Here is a 25,289-nt window from a genome sequence, read left to right on the forward strand (position 1 = left end):
AGCAATGCCCTTGGACTCCCCTTATGGCACACAGAACAACTCCTCCATACGGCTGGTGTGAAAAAATAGGCAAAGAGACACCTAGACAATCCTACGATTGTGCTATACTCCTTGCTGTTGAAGCCCACGCGCCCAGGTAGCTCAGTTGGTAGAGCAGTCGACTGAAAATCGACGTGTCGGTGGTTCAATTCCTCCCCTGGGCACACATATGAGCACACATATGAGCACACATATGGGCACACATATCGTCACATATATGTCATCTATATCATCCCCACTAAAAACGCACATCAGCCGCCGCGACAATAGGGCCTACCTCCCCGTCTTGAACAAGCACAGCAACACCAGCGCGTTTCTGCGCCTTTTCACCAGCGATGTCGATGATAATAACACCCAATGCCCTTGCCTCCTCTGAGGCTTTATCCATGTGACGCACAACATGGGTGTTGATAAGACGCCTTCCCCTATTCTCACCACGCTCTACGTGCGTTTCATGCGCACCATCATAACCAACAACCCAGACGACAAAGTCTTCCCGCAAAGAGAGAGGCAACATCACTTGGGCTTGTTCACCATCAAGGCTATGCTCCACAGAGAGACGCTTGACCCGATGGCTCTGCAATGATTGTCCCACATGCTTAAAGACAGCATCCCGCTTATATCCCGCAACATCATACGCGCCATCCACCACCATCTGGGGCGTATACGATGTCCAATTCGATAGCACGCGCACATAAGAACGTTGACGCATGCTGGCGTGAGGCGAAGAAAAAGGATCTTCCCACCCGATATAATTCCAATAATCCACATGGTGTGCCAGCGCGATCACGTCATCATTGGTATGACTCAATTCAGACAATAAAGCATCAGCGGGAGGACACGAACTACACCCCTGTGACGTAAAGAGCTCGACAATAGCCACACTCTTTGTTTCAGCCAGCGCCATCACTGGCATAAAGCCTACCATAGCCCATAAGCCCACACACACCATCGCCTTGACCCTCCCGCACCAAAAGTCGCCGCTCGCCCACCGATTCCGTTCCATATGGATGTCCATGATGTTTCACCTTGTCTTATGGTTGTCCCCCTATGAAAGATAGCACAGATATACTATGGAACAATGCGGGACAAAAACAAGAAAAGAATGCCACGCATCATCACGTGCCATGCCTCCTGAACGTCCCTTTAGGCATGGGCATCGCCCCAGTGGCGTCCCCAACCAACATCCACAACCAAAGACATATCACGTTGGAGAAAAGGAAAAGGCGCACGGACCATGTGTTCCTCAATGATGTGCGCCATCGACGGACAATGGCCCTCTTGCACTTCGAAGACGAGCTCATCATGGACTTGTAGCACCATCCGCGCCTTGCGCTCTTGCCCCTTCAGCGCGCCATGTATACGTATCATGGCCTTTTTGATGATGTCAGCGGCCGTGCCTTGTATAGGCGCATTGATGGCCGCCCGTTCGGCAAAATGGCGCACGGGAGCATGTTTTGCTCGAATGTCTGGCATGAAACATCGCCTGCCAAAAAGTGTCGTGACATAGCCTCGCTCACGACAGAGCGCGATTTGCGTCTCCATATAGGTTTTAATCTCTGGATAGATACGAAAGAACGCATCGATGGCATCTTGCGCATCAGCTTGTCCTATCTTGAGCTGACGAGCAAGACCAAAGGCGCTCATGCCATAGATAATGCCAAAATTAATGGCTTTGGCTTTCCTTCTCTTGTCGGCATCCACATCACGTTCAGCAACGGAAAAGATTTTCGCAGCGGTGCGTGTATGAATATCAACGCCATCAACAAAATCACTCTGTAATACCTTCACGTCAGCCATCAAGGCAAGGATACGCAACTCTATCTGAGAATAATCAGCGCTCATCACGAGATAGCCATCATGGGCAATAAACGCCTCACGAAGAGCACGACCCTCAGAACGACGCATGGGAATGTTCTGCACATTAGGCTCTAGGGAAGAGAGACGACCCGTGTTCGTGCTGACTTGGGAAAATTGGCTATGGATACGCCCACCATCGTCAATGTAACGCACAAGAGCCTCACTGTACGTACTCCGCAATTTTGCCAAGCGCCGCCACGCCAAAATCTTATCGGCTAACCCATACCCTTGTTGCGACAAATCCTCTAACACACCAGAGTCGGTGGAATACACGCCACTCTTGCCTTTTCGACCTGTGGGAAGAGAGAGTTCCTCGAACAACACCCTGCTCAATTGCTGAGGCGACCCAAGCAAAAACCGATGTCCTACCTCTTGAAAAATAGACTCCTCCCACGTCTTCTGTTCCTCCTCGAATTGACGCGTCAAAGCATGCAAGCATGACGCATCCACAGCAACACCCGCCCGCTCCATAGCCGCCAGAACAGCGATCAGAGGCTTTTCCAGCATGTGATAGACACCATACGTTCGGCAACGCAACAACTCCCCATAGATATGGCGATAACATGCCATGACATGCAACGCCTGACGACCATACACGATGTGTGGAGGGGCGTTATCGTCTTCCTCACACCCATCATCCCCCACGGTCAAACGCATACGCTCCATAAAAGCTTGCCAATGGTGACGCACATGACCCCCTTCAGCGCCATACGCCATGACCATGACATCCTCGAACGCTCTCCCACACCACGACTCACCACAGCACTGCGCCATCCCATGAAACAAGGCTTTCACATCATAGGCAACCTTCGCCACACACTCGTCCTCCATGAGCGCCTTGAGCTGCCCCCATATGGCATCACGTCCCTGCCATTCTTCGTCGAGAGGAATGAAGAGACTCAATGCGCCTTGCTCTCTTGCCGTGTTTTCCTCTATGCCAAGGGCAACACCCAATAATGTCGCACGATGTTTCGAACGTCCGCTCTTGTTCCCCGCCGACGACGTACGCCATTGTGGCACAAGACTCCATATGCCTTGTTCATAGAGACGCCCCTTATAACGTTCCCATGTTGTCTTATCCTCGATGAGGATGTGCTCTGTCTGTGTCGCGACAAGATGTCCCGTTGAGGGAGATGACGACTCGAAGGATAAACAACCTTGTGTGCGTTGTGCTGACGTCACAGCTGTCGCACCAGATGTGGCGTCCTCTGCTTTCACCGACATGTCATCGCCAAAATGCTCTTTCACACTGGCCATGATACGCTTAAATTCAAGCTCTTGGAGAAAAGAGAGCAATTTCTCACGCTCTAAAGGCTTAAAGGCAAAAATGCTGAAGTCACGCTCTACAGGCACATCAAGACACAACGTTACTAACTCCTTCGAGAGGCGCGCTTGCTGTGCATAGTCCATCAAACGCTGCCTCCGTTGCGGCTGCGTGATGGTGTCTGCCTGTCCCAATAACGACTCTAACGTACCAAACGTCTCGATGAGCTGGGACGCCGTCTTTGGCCCAATCCCCGGCACCCCCGGCACATTGTCGGAACTATCCCCCGATAACGCCATCACCTCTATGACCTTCTCTGGTGGCACACCGAATTTCTCGCGAACTTGTTCTTCCCCTATCTCTCGATTCTTAACAGGGTCAAACAGCGTGATGCCAGCCCCTACCAACTGCATCAAATCCTTATCGGACGAATAGATCGTCACAGGAATGTTCTGCTGTCTCGCTTGATAGGCATAAGTGGCAATGACATCATCGGCTTCATAGCCTTCTTTCTCGACGGCTTCCAAATTAAAGGCCTGTGGCACTTTCTTTATCCACGAAAATTGTGGCACAAGAGCCTCAGGCGGCGACGGACGATTCTCCTTATAGGCGGGATAGATGTCATTCCTAAAGCTCTTGCCCTTGGAATCAAAAATCACGCCAAGGGCAGCAGGACGATGACGCCCATCACCATGCCCGGGACGCGATGTCTCGTGAAGAATGATATTCAACACCATGCGCGTAAAACCATAAACGGCATTGACTGGCAAACCATCACGACGAGTCATCATGGGAAGCGCATAAAAGGCGCGGAAAATATAGCCAGACCCGTCTATCAAAATAAGACGACTGATAGAGGACTCCGCCATAGGGTGTCTATCCCTCATATCGGCGCACAAAACGGCGGTGACAATAGGGACAAATCACATACCCCTTCTCCCCTATGGGAAGATAGACTCGAGGATGACCGCCATCGCGCACCCCCTCGCCACAACAACAGACCGATGACACAGACGACTCCACATACACAACCTCCTCGATATGCTCAGAGTCCTCCCCATGGGACGATACATGTGTCCCTTGCTCTCGTCTATCAGACTCCACCATCTGTCTCTCCCTCTCGCCCAAGAATAGACCCTATCACACCATCATGACCCACAGACAGGAAACGACAGGACACGACATCACCCTGTCCATACGCCATGTGAGCACCCGTCCGCGCCTCCTCGATACGCACAGGCATATAGGAGTCACTACGCGCCCACAGACGACCCTCCGCATCGACTCTCTCAATAAGAACACGGGATGAGTCGCCTCTCTGTATCTGTCGCCGCACCATCGCATCACGCAAGGCCACCCCATGGCGCCTGAGACGTTCAGCGCGCAAGACACATGTGGCGCGCTCAAGACGCGGCATGCGGGCAGCAGGCGTCCCATGACGCACAGAGTAGGGAAAAATGTGATTCAGCACAAGCCCCGCCTCCTCCAATAAAGACACAGAACGACTATGCATGGCGTCGCTCTCCGTAGGAAAACCCGCAATCATATCCGCACCAAAGACCATGTCCTCACGCTTTTCACACATCCCATGGCATAGCTGAATGACATCCTCACGACAATGACGCCTCCTCATGCGCTTCAAAACCATGTTGTCGCCCGCCTGCACACTGAGATGCATATACGGCATCATATGGGGATGGTCAGCATAAAGAGCCTGTAACCTCGTATCGCACGCCACAGGAAAAGGGTCAAGGGACGATAAACGCCAACGCTTCACCGTAGGCACATGATGAAGAACCGCCTCCACAAGCTCCCCAAGCATGCGGCCATCCTCACGCCCCCATGACGCCATATCGACACCCGTCAGCACAATCTCCTTCGCACCAGCCTGTGCCAATAAAGAGGATTGACGCACGACATCATCAATGGGCATACTCCTATGCTCCCCCCTGCCTTGAGGAATAATACAAAAAGTGCAGTGATGGTCACATCCATGTTGCACGGCAACAAAACCGCGAACACGACCAAAAAAAGAACGCGCCATAGACGACGAGAGGGACTCGTCCAATGCCCTCTTATCTTTCCCATCCATTCTGCGCTGTTCCGCGCTGTCGCCCTTGTCCGTCGCCAGCATGCGATACAGGGAGACATCCGTCTTCCTATCATTGCCAACAACCATATCCACGTCTTTCATCGCACGATACATGTCGGGATGTATCTGTGCCGAACATCCCGTCACAACAATGGTGGCATGGGGATAGCGCTTGCGCGCCCGCCGAACCGCCTGACGCGATTGACGTTCCGCCTCATGGGTGACAGCACAACTATGAATGATGACATGATTTGTCACACCATTGTCATCCGCCATCTGCTTCATCACAGCACTCTCATAATGATTGAGGCGACAGCCTAGTGTGATGACCTTCATAGGTGATGTCATCCCTTGTCTCGTGCCCTCGCCCTTATCTCTCAGCATGTGTCCCATCTCATGTCCCATGCCCGCCCCCTATGGCCAGCCGATAATACGCTTCTTCCATATCAATGACACCCCTATAGCTCATGGCGGCGTCTCCTCTCATCATGACATGCCCATCCTTGAGCCACTCGATATCGAGGCGACCACCATCCATCACAATCGTTGCGCGCCTATCAGTCTGATGTGTCATGGATGCGGCAACAAGACAGGCGCATGCGTTGCTCCCACATGCCTGTGTCGCCCCGCTCCCCCTCTCCCATGTGCGTAAGTAAATCTCATCACGCACGATGACGCGCGCAACACCGATATTCACCCCATCAGGAAAACGCTCATCACGCCCTATCCTCTCCCCTATGACGGATAAGGGAAGAGCCTTGACATCCTCCGTGAAAAAAATGACGTGAGGATTGCCGATATTCACCGCCACACCACGTCCAAGGTCTATCCCGTCCACATCAAAGGACAGATTCTGCGTATCACAGGCATCACGCATGGGAATGTCCCGCCAATCATGGCGCACCCGCCCCATGTCAACACGCACCAAGCCCTCGTGATACTCCACATCTAAAAGAGCCGACTCCGTCTCGATGACATGGTGACGCTCGCCATCCTGTTGATAAAGCCACAAACCAAGACAACGCAACGCATTGCCACATGTCTGCGCATGACTCCCATCCACATTGTAAATGTGGATGGCACGGTCAGCCAAGCCGTCATGACGCGCCTTCGAAAGGATAATCAATTGGTCGAAGCCCACACCCCGATGACGGTCAGAGAGCGCTCCCACAAAAGAGCCAGGCAACGAACGCCCAGAGAAAGAACATCCCATCATGCCTTGCACAGCATGCAAGGCGTCCTCCTCGACCATCATAAAATCATTGCCAAGCCCATGCATCTTGACAAAAGGAAGAGACGTCATGAACCGCTCTATTTTTGGTAACGTTCTTTCCACGTGGCATACGGCATGCCATAGACATGCTCACGCACATCATCATAAGAGACATCAATGCCTCGTTCTTGCGCCGATTCCCGATACCATTTGGCAAGACAATTACGACAAAAACCCGCTAAATTCATAATGTCGATATTCTGCACATCCTTACGCTCGTCCAGATGCGCCAACAGACGGCGAAAAACCTCTGCCTCGATGGACTCCTGTGTCTGACGGTCTACATGCTGAAGAAAAACATGGTCAGCCATCCCTTATACCTCCAAAAACAATACACCCCACAAAGACATGTAGAGGGAAAGACAAACAATGTCCACTCCATGCTGTTCTCCCGCGCCTCCCTTCACACATCGCCCTGTATTTCCTTTGCCATCATCATATCCTGTCGCGCCTTATCCTCTGCTCCCATCCTCTTATAGAGCATACTACGTAGAACGTAATAAGGCGCATGGTTGACATGAAGACCAATGGCATGCGTGACATCCTCTAAGGCATGGGCGTCATCATGCTGACGCCCATACGCCATGCCTCGTCCCGCATAATAGCGCGCATAATACACCCCATCATAGACCCCTTTATGGGGATGATGTTGAATGGCACGGCTGAAATCCTCGATGGCGCGCTTGTCATCCCCCTGCAAAACATACAACAAGGCGCGCTCGTAGTAATAGACGTCTTGTCGAGGCTTGATATTGAGCGCCTTGTCATAATCACGCATGGCATCCCCATACGCCTTGAGCGCCTTATAACACTGCCCTCGCCTGATGTGATACTCTGCCGTCCCTCTCTTATCACATTGGATGGCACGCGTGTATTCCTCAATGGCACGTTCATACGCCTCTCTCGCTCCATGAATATCCCCTCTCTGACCATAATACTCTGCGTTATGTCCCTCTAAACGAAGGGCTGTGCCATAATCTGTGAGGGCGTCCCCATCCCTCCCCATACATTGATAAGCACGGGCGCGCTCCACATAGTATGAAGGCTGGTGAGGGTCATGGGCAATGGCCTCGTTATACATATCAACGGCTCGTTCCGTATACCCTATCCTGCGATAATGGCGCGCACGCACGCAATATCCCGCATGGACGACACCACGCCCTATAAGCGATGTCACACGAGGCCCATGGTCTGGCGAGAGCAAGAGATCACTGCGCACTTCTATGCTGACATGGGGAATGGCGCGCCTCAAGGCATGGCGGTCCAACGTATAGTTGAAAAAACGCCCGTCATACGGCTCGTTATGGCTTACATGGTAAGAACTCTCTGCACGTAAGAATGTCGCCAATATATCAGCAAGACGCCTATCGCCATTGTGAAGTAAACCTATGGCACAGCGACGACGCACCCCATCCTTGAGGGCTGGCGTGAAACTATGCAAGGCAACAATGACGGCTGGATGAGCGCGTTTAATGACATCGTCTATCGCCTTATGCCATACATCAAAAAATTGTGTCTTGCGCCAATGGCGTTCTTCCTCTCCCATGCTTTCATTGCCACGAATGGTCACGCCATCACTGACGGACGCTATCCACCCTTCCGACTCTGGCGCGCGATTATGGTCTACGACAAGGCGGGAATAGCATGCTCCTAAGCCATAACCTGCCACATAGCCCACCATCGCATCAAGCCATGGAGCAACACCATGGTCACCAGCAATATGGGATGTCCGCTCTTTTTCGTCCAAGCCTAACGCAGCAAGACAGCGGGGAATGGCAAAACCCGCATGGTCACCTAAGAATAAGACAGGCCGCCTCGCCTCTGTCCCCTCGTCCATGCCATAATATCGAACGACTGGAGGGTCATCAGCGTGACGCCACATTAGATAGGACAATCCATAGGCAAGACAAAGGACGCCTGATGGACGTCAGGCGTGTAATGACGCATGGGACCGACAGCACTTCGTTCTTGCGCCGCCTTTCGTTGCGCTCTTGTCCATCGCCCATGGAGCGCCATATCACTCCCCCATGCGAACATCATCACACCCCCCACATAACTTGGCACACATGCTTGGTAAAAACGATGGGCTCTATAGAGACGCTTGAGCACATGGTGCGTCCGTTTTATGCTGTCGCCCTGTAGGAATGAGACGCCATTTTGATTAACAAAAATGCCCCCCTCCTTCAAAAGATGTTTGCTATGGGTAAAAAATTCCTCACCAAACAAGGCTTCCCCTGGGCCAATAGGGTCGGTGGAATCAACAATAATAACGTCAAATGTCTTACCGCATTCCTTCACATAAGACGCCCCATCAGCTATGTCCACATGCAGGCGCTCGTTCTCGAAAGCACCAAGACTATGGTCTGGAAGATAGCGACGGCATAAATCAATGACACTTCTGTCTATTTCCACCATGACAACATGCGTCGAAGGATAGCGCAAGAGCTCACGCACCGTGCCACCATCACCCCCACCAATGACAAGAACATCTATGGGACTCGAATCACCCACATGATGACGCCAACAATGACAAGAGACTAAGGCGGGATGGACTAACATCTCATGGTAAATATATTCATCCCGAGACGTCGTCTGTATGACATGATCTAAGGCTAAGACACGTCCCATGATGGGATTATCGAATATGATGAGCTCTTGGTGAGACGTCTTCTCGTGATAAAGAATAGATGACACCGATAGAACGATACGAAACCCCTCATGGAGTGTCTCTTCAAATTGTTTCATAGACACAAAACGCCTCATGCACAGACCATGCCTCCCTCCTCTTACTCTATAAAGCATTTTGATAGTATCACCAAGATCCCACGCACGTTATGGACATCGTGTCAGGGACATGGTTTTACCAGCTACCCTTTTTTAGCTGCTATGGAGGAAAGCGGGGCGACCCATAAAGAGACGGGATGGACACCCATGCCTAGCCTGCTCTACGCCCATAAGACACATCAAGACACCTCACAGGCCGACAAAGGCGTTGAGACCCTTAAAGCGGCTGTTCCCCTCTACAGCAAAAGCCATTCCTATGGCGAATTTGTCTTCGACCATGCATGGGCGCATGCGGCACACAACGCCCATATCCCCTATTATCCCAAAGCCCTTATTGCCGCACCCTTTAGCCCCGTGAATGGGCCAAGAATTCTGCCTTCAACGGCATGCCACGCCCATGACATGCGCGCCTTGTTTCAAACACTCATAGAGTCCATCACCCACCATGGGCTGTCATCCCTCCACGTGACGTTTCTTCCCAGAGACCAAGCTCGTGAGGCCGAGCAAGCAGGATGTCTGACACGCTATGGCATACAATACCACTGGCACAATGATTCTTACGCCAGCTTTGATGACTTCCTCAACCACATGCCCTCACGCAAAAGGAAAAATATCAAAAAAGAACGCCATAGACTCTATCAGCATGACGCCCATGGCTTAGAGATTGGCATGGAACATGCCTCACAGCTGAGCGATGATGATTGGCACAGATTCTACACACTCTATATCGATACCATTGAACGCCACCATAGCTATGCCTACCTGCCTCCGTCCTTTTTTCCTCTCTTGGCACAAAAAATGCCCGACCACATCCTCGTCGCCACAGCGCGCCTCGAAAAACGCGGCGCGCTCCAAGCAGCCGCGCTCCATATCAAAGACGACCATACCCTCTATGGACGCTATTGGGGCGCAACACGCCCATGTCGAGGATTGCATTTTGAACTTTGCTACTATCAAGCCATCATCTATGCCATCGCCCACCATATCCATACCATCGAAGCAGGCGCTCAAGGAATACATAAACTCCTCAGAGGCTACCAACCCCATATCACCTATAGTAGCCACTATATCGTCCACCCACAGTTACGACAGGCTGTGGAGAGATTCCTCCAACAAGAACGCCAAGACATCACCCAACATTATGAAGCGCTAAAACAATACGCACATAGACTCACCCCATAAAGGACGCCCTCTACGGGATACAGCACACAGCACATCCCCCATACAGCACATTATGTGGTGGCGGGTGGCGGGGTCGGTTTTGTGGCGGGTTTTTGCGCTGTGGTGCGCAATATCTTATAGAGTTCGTCCATTTTCAAGGCTTTGTTTGTCTTGATAAGCGCATGAACAGTTTTCCCTCGATGGTTTTTCGACTCGACAGACGCGCCATGGTCTATCAACATATTGAGGGTGGCGGCGCTATAAGCGCCCAATGCCGCCATATGGAGCGGCGTCATGCCATTCGCTGTCGTCGCATGAATATCAGCGCCTTTCGCTAAGAGCGTGCGCGCAATAAGAGAGATGTCGTTATACCTTGTGGCATAATGAAGAGGCGTCCACCCCTTCTTATCTTGAACATCAACATGGCTGCCTTTCTCTATGAGTTTTTCTATGTGGACATATCTCTTGAGTTTGCGCGCTGCCCAATGAAGAGGCGCATGGCCTTGATGGTCTTGGGCGTTGATGTCTGCCCCCGCTGCCAGCACGTCAGCAAACAACGCAAGATGCTTATCCTTCCAGCCATTCCATAAGACATCATGGAGAGGCGTATAGCCATCCTCGTCTTGTGCCTTGACATCTGCCCCTGCCTCTAAGAGCGCATGGAGCGCTGGTTGGTTGCGCCCATAGGCAACATGGTGAAGAGGCGTGCGCCCATAGGCATTGCGCGCATGAATGTCCGCCCCAACAGACAGCAAGTGACGCACGATATGCGCCTCCTTGTTCCATGTCGCCCAATGAAGAGGCGTGTTCTGCTCCGAGTCGCGCCCATGCACATCAGCCCCCTGTTGCACTAAGAGGCGGACAACAAAGAGATGTTCACTCTCTACTGCCCGATGAAGGGGAAGACATCCCTTTTTGTCTTGGGCGTTGATGTCTGCCCCCGCCTTGAGGAGCGTGTGCGTGATACTCTCGTCAGGCGTCTTCGCCCTATCCCACACCACAGCATAGTGAAGAGGCGTCCAGCCATAGACATCTTGAGCGTTGACATCCATACCCTTGTCGAGCGCTGCTTGGATGTCGGAAGCTGTCGCCACCGCCATAAAGGCGCTATCAAGCAACGACTTGTCCTTTGATGTCATAGTATATCCTTGCCCCTTTTACCGCCAGCTTCCTGTAAGAGAGGGGCTATCTTGAGATATTTCCTTTCTGCATCATCAAGAGGCGTGCTCTTCAATTTGTTCCACGCATTCACATCAGCACCCCAAGAGAGTAAGAGCGTTATCACATCAAGATTCTCCTTATACACCGCACAATGTAAGGCTGTGTTGCCATGCACGTTCTGTGCATTCACATCAGCACCGCCATCCAGTAAGAGCCTTATCACATCAAGATTCCCCTTATATACCGCACAATGAAGGGGTGTTCTGCCATCCTTGTCACGCGCATGCACATCCACCACACCATCAGCTAGCAAACGCTCTACCCGCTGGGGGTTGCCCTCCCTCAATGCCTCATGTAAGGCTGTGTCGCCGTTCATCTCGTATCACTCCCGTTCGTCAATCCACGCCATCTGTATCGCCTCTAGAATGGCTTCGTTTGAGGCTTGGGGGTCGTCCTCGAAGTCCTCTAAACCCGTCACCCACGCATGTAAATCCGTGAAACGCAAATTCACGTTATCCTTATCGGGATAGGCCTCCTCTAAGGCCATGGCAATATCATAAGTATCACTCCAACGTAGTCCCATTATCCACCTACCTGCATATTACGCGTGGCCGCGGGCAATGTTACCACCAAGCCATCCAATGCCTTCGTCATGACAATCTGACAGCCCAGACGGGATGTCTCTGTCAAGCCCCACGCTAAATCCAACATATCCTCCTCGTCCTCTGACGCCTCGTCCAATTGGTCATAAAAAGCGCCATCCACAATGACATGGCACGTCGAACATGCCAGCGATCCCTCACATGCTCCCTCTAACGCAATATCGTTCTCGTGGGCTATCTCTAACAGCGATTTCCCTTCCTCAGCGTCTATCTCGTGACGCTTGCCATCAGCCTCAATAAATGTCACTCTCGGCATGTGTCTGTCGCTCCTCACCTCGTCTCGTCTTCGCCAGCGACATCACCAACGGCCTTGCCTCTTAATCCTTGCGCCATGGCATGCTCCATGCGCCGCTGAGCAAAGGCCTGTGTTGCCTCGTCCAATCCTGTTATCGCCTCCTTGATAACGTCTCTTTTATCCTGTTTGAGCGACTCCTTCAAGGTATAAAGCGCCGCCTCGATGGTTTTTCTCTCCTCATCGCTACATAAAGCGCCTGATGACGCCAATGCCTTCTCTACAGCAAGGGCAAGGCGCTCACCCTCTACCCGCGCCTCTCGCCCCAGACGCATCGCCATGTCATCACGGGCATGGGTGATGCTGGCGCGCACCATAGACGCCATCTCATCCTCTGAAACGCCATAGGAAGGCTTGACCTCGATGCTCTGCTTGACGCCGCTCTGTTGCTCTTGCGCCTCCACCGTCAATAAACCATCCACATCAATCGTCAACGTCACATCAATACGCGCCATCCCCGCCGCCATAGGGGGAATCGACGACAACACAAAACGCGCCAAAGAACGATTATCAGACGCCATCTCTCTCTCGCCTTGCACGATATGCAACGACATGGCCGTCTGCCCATCCTGCCATGTCGTGAATGTCTGACGCTTACATACAGGCAATGGCGTATTGCGCATGATCATCTTCTCAGTGAGGCCACCCATCGTCTCTAACCCGAGTGATAGGGGACAGACATCCAATAATAATGTCTGAGCGCCACGCGTGAGGGCATGGGCCTGCAACGCCGCGCCTCTCACAACGACTTCATCGGGGTCAAGGGATGTCAATGCCTCCTTGCCAAAAAAAGCTGAGACGCGCTTGCGTATGAACGGCATACGCGTCACACCACCCGCCAACACGACACCCTCTATCATGCCTCTCTCTTTTTGAGCATCACGCAACACCCCGTCACATATGGCAAGACTCCTCTCCACCAAAGGCGTGACGGCATCTTCTAAACAGCGGCGACTCAGGCTGTAACGCTGTCCCGCCTTATTCTCACCCTCTATATGCTCCTTATGCGTCAGCGCCTCACGATAGGCCCGAAGACGCATCAATTGCTGGTGACGCTCGCCCCCCGTCAAGGACGGCTCATAGCCTTGCTCGAGACACCATGACAACAAGGCATCATCGAAATCATCGCCACCCAACGCACCATCACCCCCTGTCGCTAACACCTGAAAAACACCACGCCTGAGGTGTAACACCGAAAAATCAAATGTCCCGCCACCAAAATCATACACGGCATACAGACCTTCCTGTCCGCTCTCTAAACCATAGGCCAGGGCGGCGGCTGTCGGTTCATTGACTAGGCGCAAAACCTCTAATCCCGCAAGACGCGCCGCATCCTTCGTCGCCAGACGCGCCGCATCATCAAAATACGCCGGCACGGTGATCACAGCACGACGCAATGGAACAGCCATAGACGCCTCCGCCATCTCGCGCATAAAACGCAAAATCATAGACGATAACGCAACCGGCGAATAATGGCGACCCCCTATCACCAAACGCACCATGCCTTGTCCATCATCGCCCCCGCCTTCCACGCCATAGGCCAATGTGTCCTTGACGTTCTTCACGACATCATCATCAATCCCCCTGCCCATAAAACGTTTCACTGACGAGACACAGACGACATCCTTATCACCCCCTTGCTCCATGACGGCAACCGCCTCTGCACCTATCACAATGGGGTTGTCCCGCTTATCCTTGTGAAAACATAGGACTGACGGCACAAAACGCCCGCCTTGTTGGTCGCGCACGATATGCACAGCGCCCTTGTCGCCATCAACGTAAGCCAGCATGGAACGAGTCGTCCCCAAATCAATGCCAATCGCCATGCCATGGTCACCATCGCCACCCTTGCTATCGCGCGCCTTGCTGTGCGGCTTGGGCGTCTCACCGGGCTCATGAATCTGTAAAAGCGCCATCATCACACAAATCTCCCATATGCCTCCATGATGTCCCCATTATATCTCCGTTATATCTCCACTATATCTCCACATATCTCCATAGCGCTATGCCAGCCTTACGTCCTGAAAGGACTCACCCAAGCGCATAAGATAACGCAAACGCACGGACTCCTTATCCATCTTCGGCCAATCCCCTGCCTCATAGGCATCAGCTATCGCCTCCTCACAGGCATGAATCTTATCCTTGTGGTCGCATCGCAACCTTGTTCTCTCTTCATCATCACCAGACGCCACCACGTCGCGCCATTCTAACATCTCTATCAATAATTCTGGGTCATCTATCGTCTTTTGCTCGCGCGCCACCGTTGCCTCATGGCCCACACGCGCCAAGAGGGCGATACTCCTTTTGAGGGGGTCGCATAATACGCCATAACATTCATTGACAGCGGCCGCATTGGACGCCGCAATACGCCGCTCTTTCCCACTGGCGTTGATAAACATGTCGGGATGAAGACGCCTCTGCATGGACAGATAATCCGTCTCTAAACGCCCCATATCCAAACGATACCCCGCCTCATAATTGAAAATATCAAAGGCATCCTGAGACGCCATAAAGGGCTGTAACGCACCACAGAGAGGACACACGGAAATGCCCCCGCCTGTTCTGTTAAATGTCCCGCCACAAGACCAGCATACAAGAGGCGTGTCCCTACCTTGAGCCATCACGCCTAAACATGAAAGGACTCGCCACAGCCACAGCGTCCCTTCTCATTGGGATTGCGAAAGACAAAACCCGACTCTAAATCGTCCTCCACATAGTCCATCTCCGTGCCTATCAAAAACATGACGGCCTTCGGGTCGATATAGAGCATCACCCCATCCACCTCTAACACATCATCGCCAGCGGGAGGCGTGTTGGCATACTCTAAAACATAGGATAAACCAGAACAGCCACGACTGCTCACGCCCAAGCGCAAACCCGCCGTCGGCTTGCCACGCCCACGTATCATCTCCTTGACGCGCGCCACAGCACTCTCTGTTACATGAATCATGGGAGGCATGGGAGACACCACCTGTCGTCACTTGCGGAAAATCAAGCGTGCTTGTCTTGATAATCCTTAATGGCCGCCTTCACAGCATCCTCAGCAAGAATAGAGCAGTGAATCTTCACGGGAGGCAAAGCAAGATGTTCCGCAATATCGGTGTTCTTGATCGCCATCGCCTCATCGAGACTCTTGCCCTTCACCCACTCCGTCACAAGTGAACTAGAGGCAATGGCAGAGCCACAGCCAAATGTCTTGAATTTGGCGTCCTCAATGATCCCCTCCTCATTAACCTTGATCTGCAACTTCATGACGTCACCACATGCGGGAGCACCCACCAATCCCGTCCCCACATCCTTAGACGTCTTGTCCATCGAGCCGATATTGCGCGGCTTCTCGTAATGGTCAATCAAACGTTCGCTATATGACATAGTCTCTTATCCTCCATCACTTGCCGTATATTGATACACCTACACCCCCGATGAACCTCCTGTAACGATAATATAGGATAGGTGGGTGTGAAAGCAAAGTGTTTTGTGCACTCTTTTTTCGTCACACCCACGTCCGTTCCTTGTGTCCGTTCCTCGAGGTCAATGGTGCGCCCACTCTATCTTGCTGATATCGATGCCCTCCTGCGCCATCTCCCACAGAGGACTCATCTCACGCAAACGCTCAACGTTGGATACAATGGACGCAATGGCCTGGTCCACATCTTGTTCTGTAGAAAAACGGCCAAAGCCGACACGTAGGCTCGTATGCGCCAACTCCTCATTCACGCCTAAAGCGCGCAAAACATACGAAGGCTCAAGAGATGCCGACGTACAGGCAGAGCCAGAGGAGAGCGAGAGGTCCTTAATCCCCATCATCAATGACTCACCTTCCACATAGGCAAAACTCACATTGATATTGCCGGGGATACGATGCTCTAAGTCGCCATTGACATAAGTGTCTTGGAGCTTGTCTTGAATGCCTTTGAGAAAACGCTCGCGCAAACCATAAAGGCGTTTATTTTCTGCCTCCATCTCCTTGCTGGCAATGGCACACGCTTCGCCCAACCCGACACAGAGAGGCGTGGGAAGAGTCCCCGAACGCATCCCCCTCTCCTGTCCGCCTCCGCTCATAAGAGGGGCGATACGCACACGAGGCTTACGGCGAACGTAAAGAGCGCCAATACCCTTCGGACCATAGAGCTTATGCCCTGATATGCTCATGGCATCAATGTTCATGGCATTCACATCCAGAGGAATCTTGCCAACGGCTTGGGCACAATCGCTGTGGAAAAAAACCTTACGCTCACGGCATATCTCGCCTATCGCCGCCAAAGGCTGAATAACACCTATCTCGTTATGAACCCCCATAACCGATACAAGAGACGTCTTGTCCGTTATGGCATCCTTCAAAACATCCAAGTCCAGCAAACCATTAGAACGCACAGGCAAATAGGTAATCTCAAACCCCTCTTGAGACAAATGACGACACGACTCTAGCACGCATTTATGCTCCGTCACGCATGTGATGATGTGATTCTTTCTGTCCTGATAAAAACGAGCAATGCCCTTGATGGCGATATTGTTAGACTCCGTCGCCCCTGAGGTGAAAATAATCTCCTTAGGGTGCGCACCGATAATGGACGCCACATGCTCACGCGCTTCCTCTATGGCCGACTCAGCCTCCCAACCATAGACATGGTTGCGCGAGTGAGGATTGCCAAAATACTCTAAAAAATAAGGCTCCATCGCCTTAAAGACACGGGGGTCGGTCGGCGTCGTCGCCTGATAGTCCAAATAGATTGGCTTGCCCTGTGTGCCGTTTTTCTGTGCGCCGTTTTTCTGCTTGCTCATCGTTCTGCCTCTTACACTATAATCTCTCCCCCTGCATATGTGAGGGATATAGAGAGACACCCTGTGCTTGTCAAGATAAATATCACGCTCCCCGTAACACCTTATGCGGTGACACCTTATGTGGTGACGCCTGTTCTATCGTCCCAAGCACGTCCTCGAGGGCGACTAAGGCGTGCGCGACGTCGCTTGCCCTCGTCTGCCATCCGAAACTGATACGTATGACGCTGTCTATGGCCTCTCCCTGTCCTATGGCACGAAGAAAGCGCGATGGCTTGCCTTGTGCCACGCTACATGCTGAGCCTCTGCTCACGGAAACGCCATGCTGGTCCAAGCCTATAACCAATGTCTCGGCGCGATAAGAAGACAGCGCACAAGCCGTCGTATTTGGCAAGCGTAAGACATCATCATGGATAATCTTAACGGGACGATGGAAAGTCGCGCCCAGCGCCTTCACCCCGTCCTCCCATTGGCGACGCCACGTATGCCAACGCGCCACTTGCTCCTCGACATTCTGTGTTGCCCGTTTGACAGCTGCGGCAAAACCAACAATGGCGGGGACGTTCTCACTCCCACCACGCAACCCCCCTTCTTGGCCGCCACCAAAGAGAAGCGGGTATGGTGTCGCCTCTATACCAGACCATCCGCCACCAAAGAGATAAAAAACACCAACGCCATGAGGACCGCCCATCTTGTGGGACGACAGAGAGAGAGAAAAACAGCCCTTGCCAGCGCCGTGAGCGCCATGCGCCATGCCATCAATATCCAATGCCATACGTCCCAACATTTGCGCGCCATCGATGTGCATGGCAATGGCATGCTGCTCAGCCCATGCCATATAGTCCTCGAGCATGTCTTGTTCATACATGACGCCACTTTCATTATGCCCCCACGTCAAGACAAGGAGGATAGATGGCGACGAGTCCGCACAGAGACCAATATGTTCCGCCATGTCTTGCACGTGTGAGAGACGCATACGCCCATCTCTGCCCACTGGCACAATATGGAGCTTGCTCCGCCCAGCGCGATGAAGCGCATGAGCGCCAACCCAAAGGGAGTCATGCTCTGCCTCGCTCATGATGATATGCTCCCAATGACACAGACGTAAAGCCATGTTGTTCGACTCGGTGGCCCCTGAGGTGAACATGAGACTCCCGTCCCGCATGTTGGTATGCGTCATCACGGCTTGACGCGCTTGTGCTAAAGAGGCTCTCGCATGACGCCCATCCCTGTGAGGAGAAGAAGGATTACCCAACCCTCCTTCATAGGCGCGATTGACAGCCGATAATGCCTCAGGCATGATAGGCATGCTGGCATTATTATCAAGATAGACACGCACCTGACGACTCCTCTCTCTCCCCGTTGGCCTATAGGCTCTTCTTTTATCATAGATCATGTTGCATGCATGGCGTTATTCGTGCTACCTTCCCCTCTGGCGAAAGCCCGAACAATGAATGAACGAAAGACAACGATACTCTGTGAGGAGGACACACAATCATGCGCCATACGCTTTTTCATCATGATGGGATGAGGCTCGGCATCAGGGTCGCCCTCAGAGTCTTTGTGAGAGCCTTGAGGACTGGGCTCGTCTTGAGCGCTATCCTATGGCCCGTTTCATCTTATGCCCATCTCACAGCACTTCCCCATAGCCATGAGACTCGTTCCTCCGCTCTTATCGATGCTCATGTGCAAGCCTACAAGGACGCCTGTGCCATCGCCTATGACAAGCAAGCATATAGAGACGCCATCATGGCGTGCAGTGCCGTTATTGACTCACAAACGGAGGACTCGTATCTCCTTGCCCTTGCCTATACCTACAGGGGAATCAGTTACGCCTATGAAGGACGCATGGAGGAAGCCCTTGCCGATTATGCTCGCGCCAAGCCATTGCATGCGCACATGCAGGACGCTCGCCAAACGGGGAATACGCCTGTCCTCCATGATGGAGACGCGCCGCTCAGCAACAATGGCGTATCATCAGCAGAAGACGAGTCATCAGCCCTCGAAACAGCCTTGTCATTATTGGGAAGCCTTATCTATGGCGTCTTCTATGCCGTCTATAAGGCGGTATCCTTTCTGTTCACCATCGTTCTTGTGGCGCTTTAGAGAACAGAGGCGCGCTCACAACATATCACAGACATGGGTGGCCCCGCCGATGGTCAGGAGAGCATGACACAAGACTATTCTTCTTCCTCTCGTTTCTTATTTCTTGCTTTCTTGTTCTTTTTCTTGCCTTTTCCCTTATACCCTAAATCATAGGCTTTCTGCCTATCCGCCCGCCCTTCCTCTTGATAGCCACTTTCCATACGGGCGACACTCCTGTGATAATAGGCATCTGCCCAATCTGAGCGCCGTTCCAAGGCGGCATTGAAATCATTAATGGCGCGCGCCCACCGCCCGCGTCCTTTCCAAAACATGGCGCGTTTATAATAGGCTTCGGCATTTTCTGGGTCTCTCTCGATGGCGGCATCGTATTTTTTCACCATCTCATCTTCGTTATCGGCGTCGTCATCCTCGCCACTTCCAAATCGTCGGAAGATTCTAAAGAAGGATTTTCCTCCTCCGCCACCACCAGCAACGTGATAGACGTCATGCCCTTCATATGTTGTCACGCCTGTTGTCGCGCCCGTTGTTGCGCCATGGGCTCTCTGAGGCAGAGCATGGTCGGCTCGTGCCATGTCGGCATCAAGCCATGTCATCATGGGGCATAGCGCCATCCCCAAGACACAGCATATCCTTTTCCTGTTCATCAGCTTGTTCCTCCATATGTGCGTGCGCCCTGCCCTTGTCTCTCTGCCCGTTGGTGTGAGTATAAGGCATGGCGAGGATAAAAGCAATGCCATCCTCGCCATTCAGTTTTTCTGGTTCTTTTTTTTGTCTTTATCCTTTTTATTTTTGCCCTCATCTTTATTTTTGTCTGTATTTTTGTCTTTATTTTTGCCTCTCTTTTTTCCTTGCTTATCGGGTTTATCGGGGGCGAAGAGGCCTCGCATGCCTCGTCCCATCCCTCCTCCCATCCCCATACCGCCAAGTCCCCGAAAGGCGCGTTCCTTTTGTCCCTTATTGCTTTCTCCTCCCTTTTTTGCGTCATCGCCGCCAAAGAGCCAGCTAAAGAAGCCGACAACCATCATACAGAGGATGACGATAAGGCGTATCCCGCCAAAACCGCCCATGCCTCGCCCGCCCATGCCTCTTCCCATCATCCCCATACCGCCTCCCATACCGCCCCTCATACCGCCCATGCCTCCTTTTCCCCTCTTTCCCATGCCTCCTGTCAAGCGTCGCATGCGTAGCATTTGTCTGAACATTGCTCTCTCTCCTCTATGATGGTGTGGATGTTTTGTTTCTGTGTGTCCCTTTTTCAATATGGGCGATACGTTCGCGTAGCGCTGCGATTTCTCTCCATAGGGGGTCTTCTGTGCTTTCTTCTAGTCCGTAGGGGACGAAGTCTGGCGCTTGTTCTGTATTTTTACGTCCGCCGACAGTTCGTGCGGGTATGCCGACGACGGTTTGCCCTGCCTTCACATGCGTGATGACGACAGCATTTGCGCCAATGCGTGCGCCATTCCCCACCATGAGAGGGCCGAGGACTTGTGCGCCAGAGCCGACAATGACATAGTCGCCTAAGGTTGGGTGTCGTTTGACCGAGACTTGCGCTTTCGAGTCGATGGACGGAGAGAGTCCGCCTAGCGTCACGCCTTGGTAGAGCGTGCAATGGCGTCCTATCTCGACGGTTTCACCGATAACCAAGCCAGCCCCATGGTCGATAACGAGTCCTTCACCGAGGCGCGCGGCGGGGTGTATTTCTATATGTGTCACGAATCGGTTCATGTAGCTTAACAGGCGTGCGAGGAAATGCAAGCCCCATCCCCATAGTCTGTGTGCCATGCGGTGGAGGAGCAAGGCGTGAAATCCCGGATACAAGAAGAAGACGTGCCATCGAGAGCGCGCAGCGGGGTCTCGTTGACAAAAGGCGCGTAAATCATTAGAAACGATAGAGAGGAAAGACATACTGACGTCCGTAGGGGCATAGAGAGAGTGACGCATGGCGCTTGTGAATTGTGCCTTTCATCATACCCTGAGAGCGTCATCAGTGCTACCCTTAAGCATCATAGCCGACAAAGACGGAGCATACCATGTCCAAGACACAGAAAGACGCGCCATCCATGACGTCCCCGCCAGCGACAGCGACGACATCGCCAGAGATAGACGCCTATAGCGATGCCATCAAGGACCATCCACAGGACGCCACCCTTTATAACAATCGCGGTGTTGCCTATCACAAGCACAAGGCATGGCAGCGCGCCATCGAGGATTACACCAAAGCCATCACCCTTGCGCCGGACAATGCCTCTTTTTATAGCAATCGCGCCTTTAGTCACGCCCGCGCTCAGGCTTTCCAGCGCGCCATCGAGGATTGGTCCAGCGCCATTGCCTTACAGCCAGACCATGCGCCTCATTATTGTCGTCGTGCTGATACATACCATGCCGTAGGCGACCGCTTGCGCGCCATCGAGAACTACACCAAAGCCATCGCCATCGCCCCAGACAATGCCGATTATTACGGGAAGCGCGCTAGCGCTTACGTGAGGAAGGGGGATAAGGGTGACCGTTTGCGCGCCATTGCCGACTATGGCAAGGCGCTCGAGATAGAGCCAGACAACCCTATTTTGTATAACAATCGTGCGCGCACCTATTACAGCCGTGGGGATTACAAGCAGGCCATCGACGATTACGCCAAAGCCATCGCCCTTGCGCCAGAGGATGCGACTCTTTACTACCATCGTGGCGACGCCTATCATGGCGCTGGTGAGAAGGAGAAGGCCATTGCCGATTATTCCAAAGCCATTGCGTTAAATCCTCATGACGTCTCTTTTTACAATGGGCGCGCCAATGCCTATGTGAAGAAGGGGGATAAGGGCGACCGCTTGCGCGCCATTGCCGACTATAGCAAGGCGCTCGAGATAGAGCCAGACAACCCTATTTTGTATAACAATCGTGGCAACACGTATTATAGCCGTGGCGATGATGCCCAAGCCCTGCATGACTACAACCGCGCCATTGAGCTCAATCCGTCTTATGGCGTGGCCTATCAGAATCGAGCCTATCTCCATAACAGGATGGAGCATATCGAGGAAGCCCTTGCTGATTTCACCCGCGCCATCGAGGAGAGCGCAAAGGAGGTGACGCCAGCCGAGTCTCTCTATACCAATCGGGCCGTGATGTATGGGAAGCTAGAGCGGTGGGACGAAGCCCTTGCCGATTGCGACCGCGCCATTGCCATCAATCCCCGTGAAGCCGTGATTTATGGCTATCGAAGCACAGCCTATCGCCATCTTGGGCGCGAGCAAGAGGCGCAACACGACCAAGAGACAGCCCGTTCCCTCACCGACAAGGCGCGCCATGACACGTGACATGCTTGGCGGGTGGGATAGCGTGCGGAGTTATAGGCGTCCCGCCATAGCTGTGCCCGCCATTGCCGTGTGTCTCTCTCTCATGCCTATCATCGCCCCTGCGCCTCCTGCCTATGCTGATACTGGCGAGGCGACCATGCCCCGCGCCATCCCCCTCAGCGAGCGTGACGCCACTGCCCTCAAGCATATCAAGTTTTGCGGCGCCTTCATCGCGCAAGGCGCTCTTGACCAAGCCATCACAGAATGCTCTGACGCCATTGCCCTCAATCCTCAGGACTCCATCACAGCCCTCGCCTATTTCAATCGCGGTGTTGCCTATGGCAATCAACAGAATTGGCGCCATGCCATCACCGACTATACAAAGTCCATCGCCCTCAATCCCGACGATGCCGACGCCTATCACAATCGTTGCTTTGCCTACAACAGTCAAGGCGACTATAGCCATGCCATCAAGGATTGCTCCATTGCCCTCACCCTTGACCCCCGCTACGTCACAGCCTACAACAATCTAGGGTTTGCCTATCGTCTTCGTGGCGACTATGCCAAAGCCATCCAGCAATACACCATTGCCTTAGGGTTAGAGCCTGATAGGCGTCTGCAATCGGTGGCTTATCGCAATCGCGCCGCCTCTTATTATCTGTATGGCGACTATCATGCGGCCATCGAGGATTATGACTCTCTTTTGGCCCTCTCTCCCGATGACAAGGAGGCCTATAATTTACGTGGGTTCACCTATATCACCCGTGGCATGCGCCGCCCAGAGAACGACAATGATAGCAGCGACGATTATGCCAGCGCCATCCGCGACCATAGTCGCGCCATCGCCTTAGACAGCGCCTATGCCGATGCCTATCGCAATCGTGGCGTTGCCTATCACCAGCAAGGAAAATATGGGGATGCCATCCAAGATTATAACCGCGCCTTAACCCTCAATCCCCAGGACGCCCTTGCCTATAGCAACAGGGGATTCTCTCACTACAAGCAAGGCGCGCTCATAAGCGCCATAGAGGATTATACCCGCGCCATCGCCTTAGATGACGACAATGCGCTCACCTACTATAACCGCGCCATCGCCTATTACGAGCATGGCGACAAAGGCAAGGCGCAAGCCGACCTCACCCGCGCCGCCCAGTTAGGCGACAGCCACGCCCTTGATATGTTAGAACGCCTTGATTTTTAATTTAACGAGGGCGGATTTTTCTAAAAGCCGATAAGACCTTGTCCCCCAAAATGTATCTGAAAAATACCTGTGTCTAATATATCTCTTCCCAGTAGCACATGGTATTTATCTGTAAATCCCTTATATTCGGGTAATTGACCTCTTTTTGTATAGACCACGCCCATGGGAATCTCAATGTTGACAAAAAATGTTTTTGCTTTCGTCGTCCCCGAAACTCACAGAATAGTAACCGAGGTCCACTGGAACATCTGTAATCATATGGACGCTATAGTTTCTATCCTTGAATTTTTCAGACGCATATTCGTGAGCGTCTTCCACTTTGGAGAAGGTCTTAACAAGGTTTCCATCACGCATAAGGGCAAACTTGCCCACATCTTCCACCCCAAGAGAAGGTATCTTTTTCTTAAGGGCTTCTAGATTTCTTTCCAGGTGCTCAAAATTTTCTTCCATCATCACGCCTCAGACGTTTAACGCCCCTCATGTTACGTAACGTATTGTATCCCACATTGCAAACGTTAATGCCTTGACAAAGGGACGTTCTCTTGTGTAGGGTAGCACTCTACACAGGATAAAGGAGCGGGCGTTAAGAATACACACCCACAAAACAACGCACACGGAGTGAGACAATGAAGACATCGACCCCCCGACAGCATTTTAATGACAGCATTATCAAGCGCGCCATCCTCAGCCTGTTCGCGCTGCTGAGCCTCAGTGCCTGTGGCAGTGAGCGCGAATTTGGCGGCGCGAGCTTCATCAATGGCATTCCTGTGACATCAGGGATGGCACAAGGCGTGACCGAAGGGCGCGCCTTTGGTGTTTTTGGCGACAATGGCGGGCTTGTGGCTGTTATCAATAATGGCGCGATCATGGCCGATGACGGCACAGAGCTTGGCACGATAGAGGCAACCACCGCCACACTCACGGGAACATATACCTCAGGCGTCACCCTCTTTGTCTCCAATGCCCGTTTGCGCGTCCTTGATAGTGATGGCAATGCCTTGTCGGATGGTGATTGTATCAGTCATAGCGGCGTTAATATCGTCTGTGTGCGCGGCAACCATGTGCGCGGGCCCGGTGATGTCTATTTCCGTGAGAGCGATGACATCGATGGCACACGCTACATTATTGCCACCATTGACGAAGCGGGGACGCGTCCCCTACGGACAAATCGCGCAGGGGATAATGAAGGCAATGACGCCTATATTGTCGGTATCAACAATGACGGCGAGGCGCAAACCATCGATGGCGATAGCGTCAAGATTGCCGATGAAGAGGATGGGAGCGTGCAAACCATCACCGCCGAGACATGCACAGGCGGTCGCCTTGTG

The 25,289-nt window shown here is 52.6% G+C and carries 27 protein-coding genes and 1 tRNA gene; 6 read left to right on the forward strand and 22 right to left on the reverse strand.

All coding sequences use genetic code 11. The annotated features are described in order from the left end of the window. Positions 1-130 precede the first annotated feature (130 nt). A tRNA-Phe gene (locus GDA54_06220) sits at positions 131-203 on the forward strand. A 74-nt stretch (positions 204-277) separates the two neighbouring features. On the opposite strand, the gene GDA54_06225 is transcribed toward GDA54_06220, so the two are convergent. The 8 genes from GDA54_06225 to speE all read right to left on the reverse strand — a co-directional run bounded on the left by GDA54_06225 (position 278) and on the right by speE (position 9,291). Beyond that, positions 278-1,057: a DUF1223 domain-containing protein gene (locus GDA54_06225; GenBank protein MBC6497894.1), complete on the reverse strand. Its 780-nt coding sequence runs from the start codon at positions 1,055-1,057 to the stop codon at positions 278-280. Between the two features lie 128 nt (positions 1,058-1,185). Then, a complete protein-coding gene (polA, locus tag GDA54_06230; GenBank protein MBC6497895.1) occupies positions 1,186-4,032 on the reverse strand; it encodes a DNA polymerase I in 2,847 nt (948 codons plus the stop codon). Between the two features lie 7 nt (positions 4,033-4,039). Further along, the gene (locus GDA54_06235) at positions 4,040-4,270 is read right to left on the reverse strand and encodes a zinc-finger domain-containing protein (GenBank protein ID MBC6497896.1); all 231 of its coding nucleotides are present in this window, start codon (positions 4,268-4,270) and stop codon (positions 4,040-4,042) included. Continuing rightward, positions 4,257-5,639 carry a tRNA (N(6)-L-threonylcarbamoyladenosine(37)-C(2))-methylthiotransferase MtaB gene (gene mtaB / locus GDA54_06240; protein ID MBC6497897.1) on the reverse strand — a complete coding sequence of 461 codons (1,383 nt, stop codon included), beginning with the start codon at positions 5,637-5,639 and terminating at the stop codon, positions 4,257-4,259. Before mtaB ends, GDA54_06235 begins: the two co-directional genes overlap by 14 nt. 10 nt (positions 5,640-5,649) lie before the next feature. After that, entirely contained in the window at positions 5,650-6,591 is a 942-nt protein-coding gene (dapF, locus tag GDA54_06245) for a diaminopimelate epimerase (GenBank protein ID MBC6497898.1), read from the reverse strand. Then, entirely contained in the window at positions 6,567-6,839 is a 273-nt protein-coding gene (locus GDA54_06250) for a DUF1244 domain-containing protein (GenBank protein MBC6497899.1), read from the reverse strand. The genes dapF and GDA54_06250 overlap by 25 nt, the downstream gene beginning before the upstream one ends. 92 nt (positions 6,840-6,931) lie before the next feature. After that, complete coding sequence (locus GDA54_06255; GenBank protein MBC6497900.1) at positions 6,932-8,422, reverse strand: N-formylglutamate amidohydrolase; 1,491 nt, start codon at positions 8,420-8,422, stop codon at positions 6,932-6,934. Continuing rightward, the gene (gene speE, locus GDA54_06260) at positions 8,410-9,291 is read right to left on the reverse strand and encodes a polyamine aminopropyltransferase (GenBank protein MBC6497901.1); all 882 of its coding nucleotides are present in this window, start codon (positions 9,289-9,291) and stop codon (positions 8,410-8,412) included. Before speE ends, GDA54_06255 begins: the two co-directional genes overlap by 13 nt. Before the next feature lie 9 nt (positions 9,292-9,300). Here speE and GDA54_06265 point away from each other — a divergent pair, with 9 nt between their 5' ends. Next, positions 9,301-10,494, forward strand: a complete 1,194-nt coding sequence (locus GDA54_06265) for a GNAT family N-acetyltransferase (protein MBC6497902.1) — start codon at positions 9,301-9,303, stop codon at positions 10,492-10,494. A 50-nt stretch (positions 10,495-10,544) separates the two neighbouring features. Here the strand turns inward: GDA54_06265 and GDA54_06270 are convergent, their stop codons facing one another. The 10 genes from GDA54_06270 to GDA54_06315 all read right to left on the reverse strand — a co-directional run bounded on the left by GDA54_06270 (position 10,545) and on the right by GDA54_06315 (position 18,763). Then, positions 10,545-11,612, reverse strand: a complete 1,068-nt coding sequence (locus tag GDA54_06270) for an ankyrin repeat domain-containing protein (protein MBC6497903.1) — start codon at positions 11,610-11,612, stop codon at positions 10,545-10,547. Then, positions 11,609-12,010 (reverse strand): ankyrin repeat domain-containing protein, encoded by a 402-nt coding sequence (locus GDA54_06275; protein ID MBC6497904.1) that lies wholly within the window; start codon positions 12,008-12,010, stop codon positions 11,609-11,611. The genes GDA54_06270 and GDA54_06275 overlap by 4 nt, the downstream gene beginning before the upstream one ends. A gap of 6 nt (positions 12,011-12,016) precedes the next feature. Beyond that, a complete protein-coding gene (iscX, locus tag GDA54_06280; protein ID MBC6497905.1) occupies positions 12,017-12,217 on the reverse strand; it encodes a Fe-S cluster assembly protein IscX in 201 nt (66 codons plus the stop codon). After that, on the reverse strand, positions 12,217-12,552 hold the full coding sequence (locus tag GDA54_06285) for a 2Fe-2S iron-sulfur cluster binding domain-containing protein (GenBank protein MBC6497906.1): 336 nt from the start codon (positions 12,550-12,552) through the stop codon (positions 12,217-12,219). Before GDA54_06285 ends, iscX begins: the two co-directional genes overlap by 1 nt. A 14-nt stretch (positions 12,553-12,566) precedes the next feature. Next, positions 12,567-14,504: a Fe-S protein assembly chaperone HscA gene (gene hscA / locus GDA54_06290; protein MBC6497907.1), complete on the reverse strand. Its 1,938-nt coding sequence runs from the start codon at positions 14,502-14,504 to the stop codon at positions 12,567-12,569. An 87-nt stretch (positions 14,505-14,591) separates the two neighbouring features. Then, positions 14,592-15,209 carry a Fe-S protein assembly co-chaperone HscB gene (gene hscB, locus GDA54_06295; GenBank protein ID MBC6497908.1) on the reverse strand — a complete coding sequence of 206 codons (618 nt, stop codon included), beginning with the start codon at positions 15,207-15,209 and terminating at the stop codon, positions 14,592-14,594. A 5-nt stretch (positions 15,210-15,214) separates the two neighbouring features. Further along, positions 15,215-15,547, reverse strand: a complete 333-nt coding sequence (locus GDA54_06300; protein MBC6497909.1) for an iron-sulfur cluster assembly accessory protein — start codon at positions 15,545-15,547, stop codon at positions 15,215-15,217. Positions 15,548-15,579: 32 nt separating this feature from the next. After that, positions 15,580-15,960 carry a Fe-S cluster assembly scaffold IscU gene (gene iscU / locus GDA54_06305; protein MBC6497910.1) on the reverse strand — a complete coding sequence of 127 codons (381 nt, stop codon included), beginning with the start codon at positions 15,958-15,960 and terminating at the stop codon, positions 15,580-15,582. A gap of 159 nt (positions 15,961-16,119) precedes the next feature. Further along, on the reverse strand, positions 16,120-17,370 hold the full coding sequence (gene iscS / locus GDA54_06310; protein MBC6497911.1) for an IscS subfamily cysteine desulfurase: 1,251 nt from the start codon (positions 17,368-17,370) through the stop codon (positions 16,120-16,122). 82 nt (positions 17,371-17,452) lie between these two features. Beyond that, a complete protein-coding gene (locus tag GDA54_06315) occupies positions 17,453-18,763 on the reverse strand; it encodes an aminotransferase class V-fold PLP-dependent enzyme (GenBank protein ID MBC6497912.1) in 1,311 nt (436 codons plus the stop codon). Between the two features lie 101 nt (positions 18,764-18,864). On the opposite strand from GDA54_06315, the gene GDA54_06320 reads away from it, so the two are divergent. Beyond that, positions 18,865-19,473, forward strand: coding sequence for a hypothetical protein (locus GDA54_06320; protein ID MBC6497913.1), 609 nt, complete (start codon positions 18,865-18,867; stop codon positions 19,471-19,473). 74 nt (positions 19,474-19,547) lie between these two features. Here GDA54_06320 and GDA54_06325 read toward each other — a convergent pair whose 3' ends face one another. The 3 genes from GDA54_06325 to cysE all read right to left on the reverse strand — a co-directional run bounded on the left by GDA54_06325 (position 19,548) and on the right by cysE (position 21,378). Continuing rightward, entirely contained in the window at positions 19,548-20,069 is a 522-nt protein-coding gene (locus GDA54_06325) for a tetratricopeptide repeat protein (GenBank protein ID MBC6497914.1), read from the reverse strand. Between the two features lie 150 nt (positions 20,070-20,219). Then, on the reverse strand, positions 20,220-20,663 hold the full coding sequence (locus tag GDA54_06330; protein ID MBC6497915.1) for a hypothetical protein: 444 nt from the start codon (positions 20,661-20,663) through the stop codon (positions 20,220-20,222). A gap of 25 nt (positions 20,664-20,688) precedes the next feature. Then, positions 20,689-21,378: a serine O-acetyltransferase gene (cysE, locus tag GDA54_06335; protein MBC6497916.1), complete on the reverse strand. Its 690-nt coding sequence runs from the start codon at positions 21,376-21,378 to the stop codon at positions 20,689-20,691. Positions 21,379-21,503: 125 nt separating this feature from the next. Between cysE and GDA54_06340 the strand changes: the two genes are divergently transcribed. After that, positions 21,504-22,781 (forward strand): tetratricopeptide repeat protein, encoded by a 1,278-nt coding sequence (locus tag GDA54_06340; protein MBC6497917.1) that lies wholly within the window; start codon positions 21,504-21,506, stop codon positions 22,779-22,781. Beyond that, on the forward strand, positions 22,675-23,961 hold the full coding sequence (locus GDA54_06345) for a tetratricopeptide repeat protein (GenBank protein MBC6497918.1): 1,287 nt from the start codon (positions 22,675-22,677) through the stop codon (positions 23,959-23,961). The genes GDA54_06340 and GDA54_06345 overlap by 107 nt, the downstream gene beginning before the upstream one ends. Before the next feature lie 171 nt (positions 23,962-24,132). Here the strand turns inward: GDA54_06345 and GDA54_06350 are convergent, their stop codons facing one another. Continuing rightward, complete coding sequence (locus tag GDA54_06350; protein ID MBC6497919.1) at positions 24,133-24,414, reverse strand: hypothetical protein; 282 nt, start codon at positions 24,412-24,414, stop codon at positions 24,133-24,135. Positions 24,415-24,587: 173 nt separating this feature from the next. Here GDA54_06350 and GDA54_06355 point away from each other — a divergent pair. After that, a partial coding sequence (locus GDA54_06355; GenBank protein MBC6497920.1) for a hypothetical protein occupies positions 24,588-25,289 on the forward strand: 702 nt, incomplete at its 3' end.

This window comes from Alphaproteobacteria bacterium GM7ARS4 (genome assembly GCA_014332745.1).
Classification (GTDB): Bacteria; Pseudomonadota; Alphaproteobacteria; order GM7ARS4; family GM7ARS4; genus GM7ARS4.

Coding starts and splice junctions, on each gene's coding strand:
- iscS (MBC6497911.1), bottom strand. CDS start 17,370: ATGAGCAAGCAGAAAAACGGCGCACAGAAAAACGGCACACAGGGCAAG.
- mtaB (MBC6497897.1), bottom strand. CDS start 5,639: ATGCTGAGAGATAAGGGCGAGGGCACGAGACAAGGGATGACATCACCT.
- GDA54_06285 (MBC6497906.1), bottom strand. CDS start 12,552: ATGCCGAGAGTGACATTTATTGAGGCTGATGGCAAGCGTCACGAGATA.
- GDA54_06330 (MBC6497915.1), bottom strand. CDS start 20,663: ATGCTACGCATGCGACGCTTGACAGGAGGCATGGGAAAGAGGGGAAAA.
- GDA54_06225 (MBC6497894.1), bottom strand. CDS start 1,057: ATGGACATCCATATGGAACGGAATCGGTGGGCGAGCGGCGACTTTTGG.
- GDA54_06325 (MBC6497914.1), bottom strand. CDS start 20,069: ATGATGACATGGCTTGATGCCGACATGGCACGAGCCGACCATGCTCTG.
- GDA54_06265 (MBC6497902.1), top strand. CDS start 9,301: ATGCCTCCCTCCTCTTACTCTATAAAGCATTTTGATAGTATCACCAAG.
- cysE (MBC6497916.1), bottom strand. CDS start 21,378: ATGTCTTTCCTCTCTATCGTTTCTAATGATTTACGCGCCTTTTGTCAA.
- GDA54_06270 (MBC6497903.1), bottom strand. CDS start 11,612: ATGACATCAAAGGACAAGTCGTTGCTTGATAGCGCCTTTATGGCGGTG.
- GDA54_06235 (MBC6497896.1), bottom strand. CDS start 4,270: ATGGTGGAGTCTGATAGACGAGAGCAAGGGACACATGTATCGTCCCAT.
- GDA54_06275 (MBC6497904.1), bottom strand. CDS start 12,010: ATGAACGGCGACACAGCCTTACATGAGGCATTGAGGGAGGGCAACCCC.
- iscU (MBC6497910.1), bottom strand. CDS start 15,960: ATGTCATATAGCGAACGTTTGATTGACCATTACGAGAAGCCGCGCAAT.
- GDA54_06315 (MBC6497912.1), bottom strand. CDS start 18,763: ATGATCTATGATAAAAGAAGAGCCTATAGGCCAACGGGGAGAGAGAGG.
- GDA54_06350 (MBC6497919.1), bottom strand. CDS start 24,414: ATGATGGAAGAAAATTTTGAGCACCTGGAAAGAAATCTAGAAGCCCTT.
- iscX (MBC6497905.1), bottom strand. CDS start 12,217: ATGGGACTACGTTGGAGTGATACTTATGATATTGCCATGGCCTTAGAG.
- polA (MBC6497895.1), bottom strand. CDS start 4,032: ATGGCGGAGTCCTCTATCAGTCGTCTTATTTTGATAGACGGGTCTGGC.
- hscB (MBC6497908.1), bottom strand. CDS start 15,209: ATGGCTCAAGGTAGGGACACGCCTCTTGTATGCTGGTCTTGTGGCGGG.
- hscA (MBC6497907.1), bottom strand. CDS start 14,504: ATGGCGCTTTTACAGATTCATGAGCCCGGTGAGACGCCCAAGCCGCAC.
- speE (MBC6497901.1), bottom strand. CDS start 9,291: ATGAGGCGTTTTGTGTCTATGAAACAATTTGAAGAGACACTCCATGAG.
- GDA54_06345 (MBC6497918.1), top strand. CDS start 22,675: ATGGCTATCGAAGCACAGCCTATCGCCATCTTGGGCGCGAGCAAGAGG.
- GDA54_06300 (MBC6497909.1), bottom strand. CDS start 15,547: ATGCCTCCCATGATTCATGTAACAGAGAGTGCTGTGGCGCGCGTCAAG.
- GDA54_06250 (MBC6497899.1), bottom strand. CDS start 6,839: ATGGCTGACCATGTTTTTCTTCAGCATGTAGACCGTCAGACACAGGAG.
- GDA54_06340 (MBC6497917.1), top strand. CDS start 21,504: ATGTCCAAGACACAGAAAGACGCGCCATCCATGACGTCCCCGCCAGCG.
- GDA54_06320 (MBC6497913.1), top strand. CDS start 18,865: ATGCGCCATACGCTTTTTCATCATGATGGGATGAGGCTCGGCATCAGG.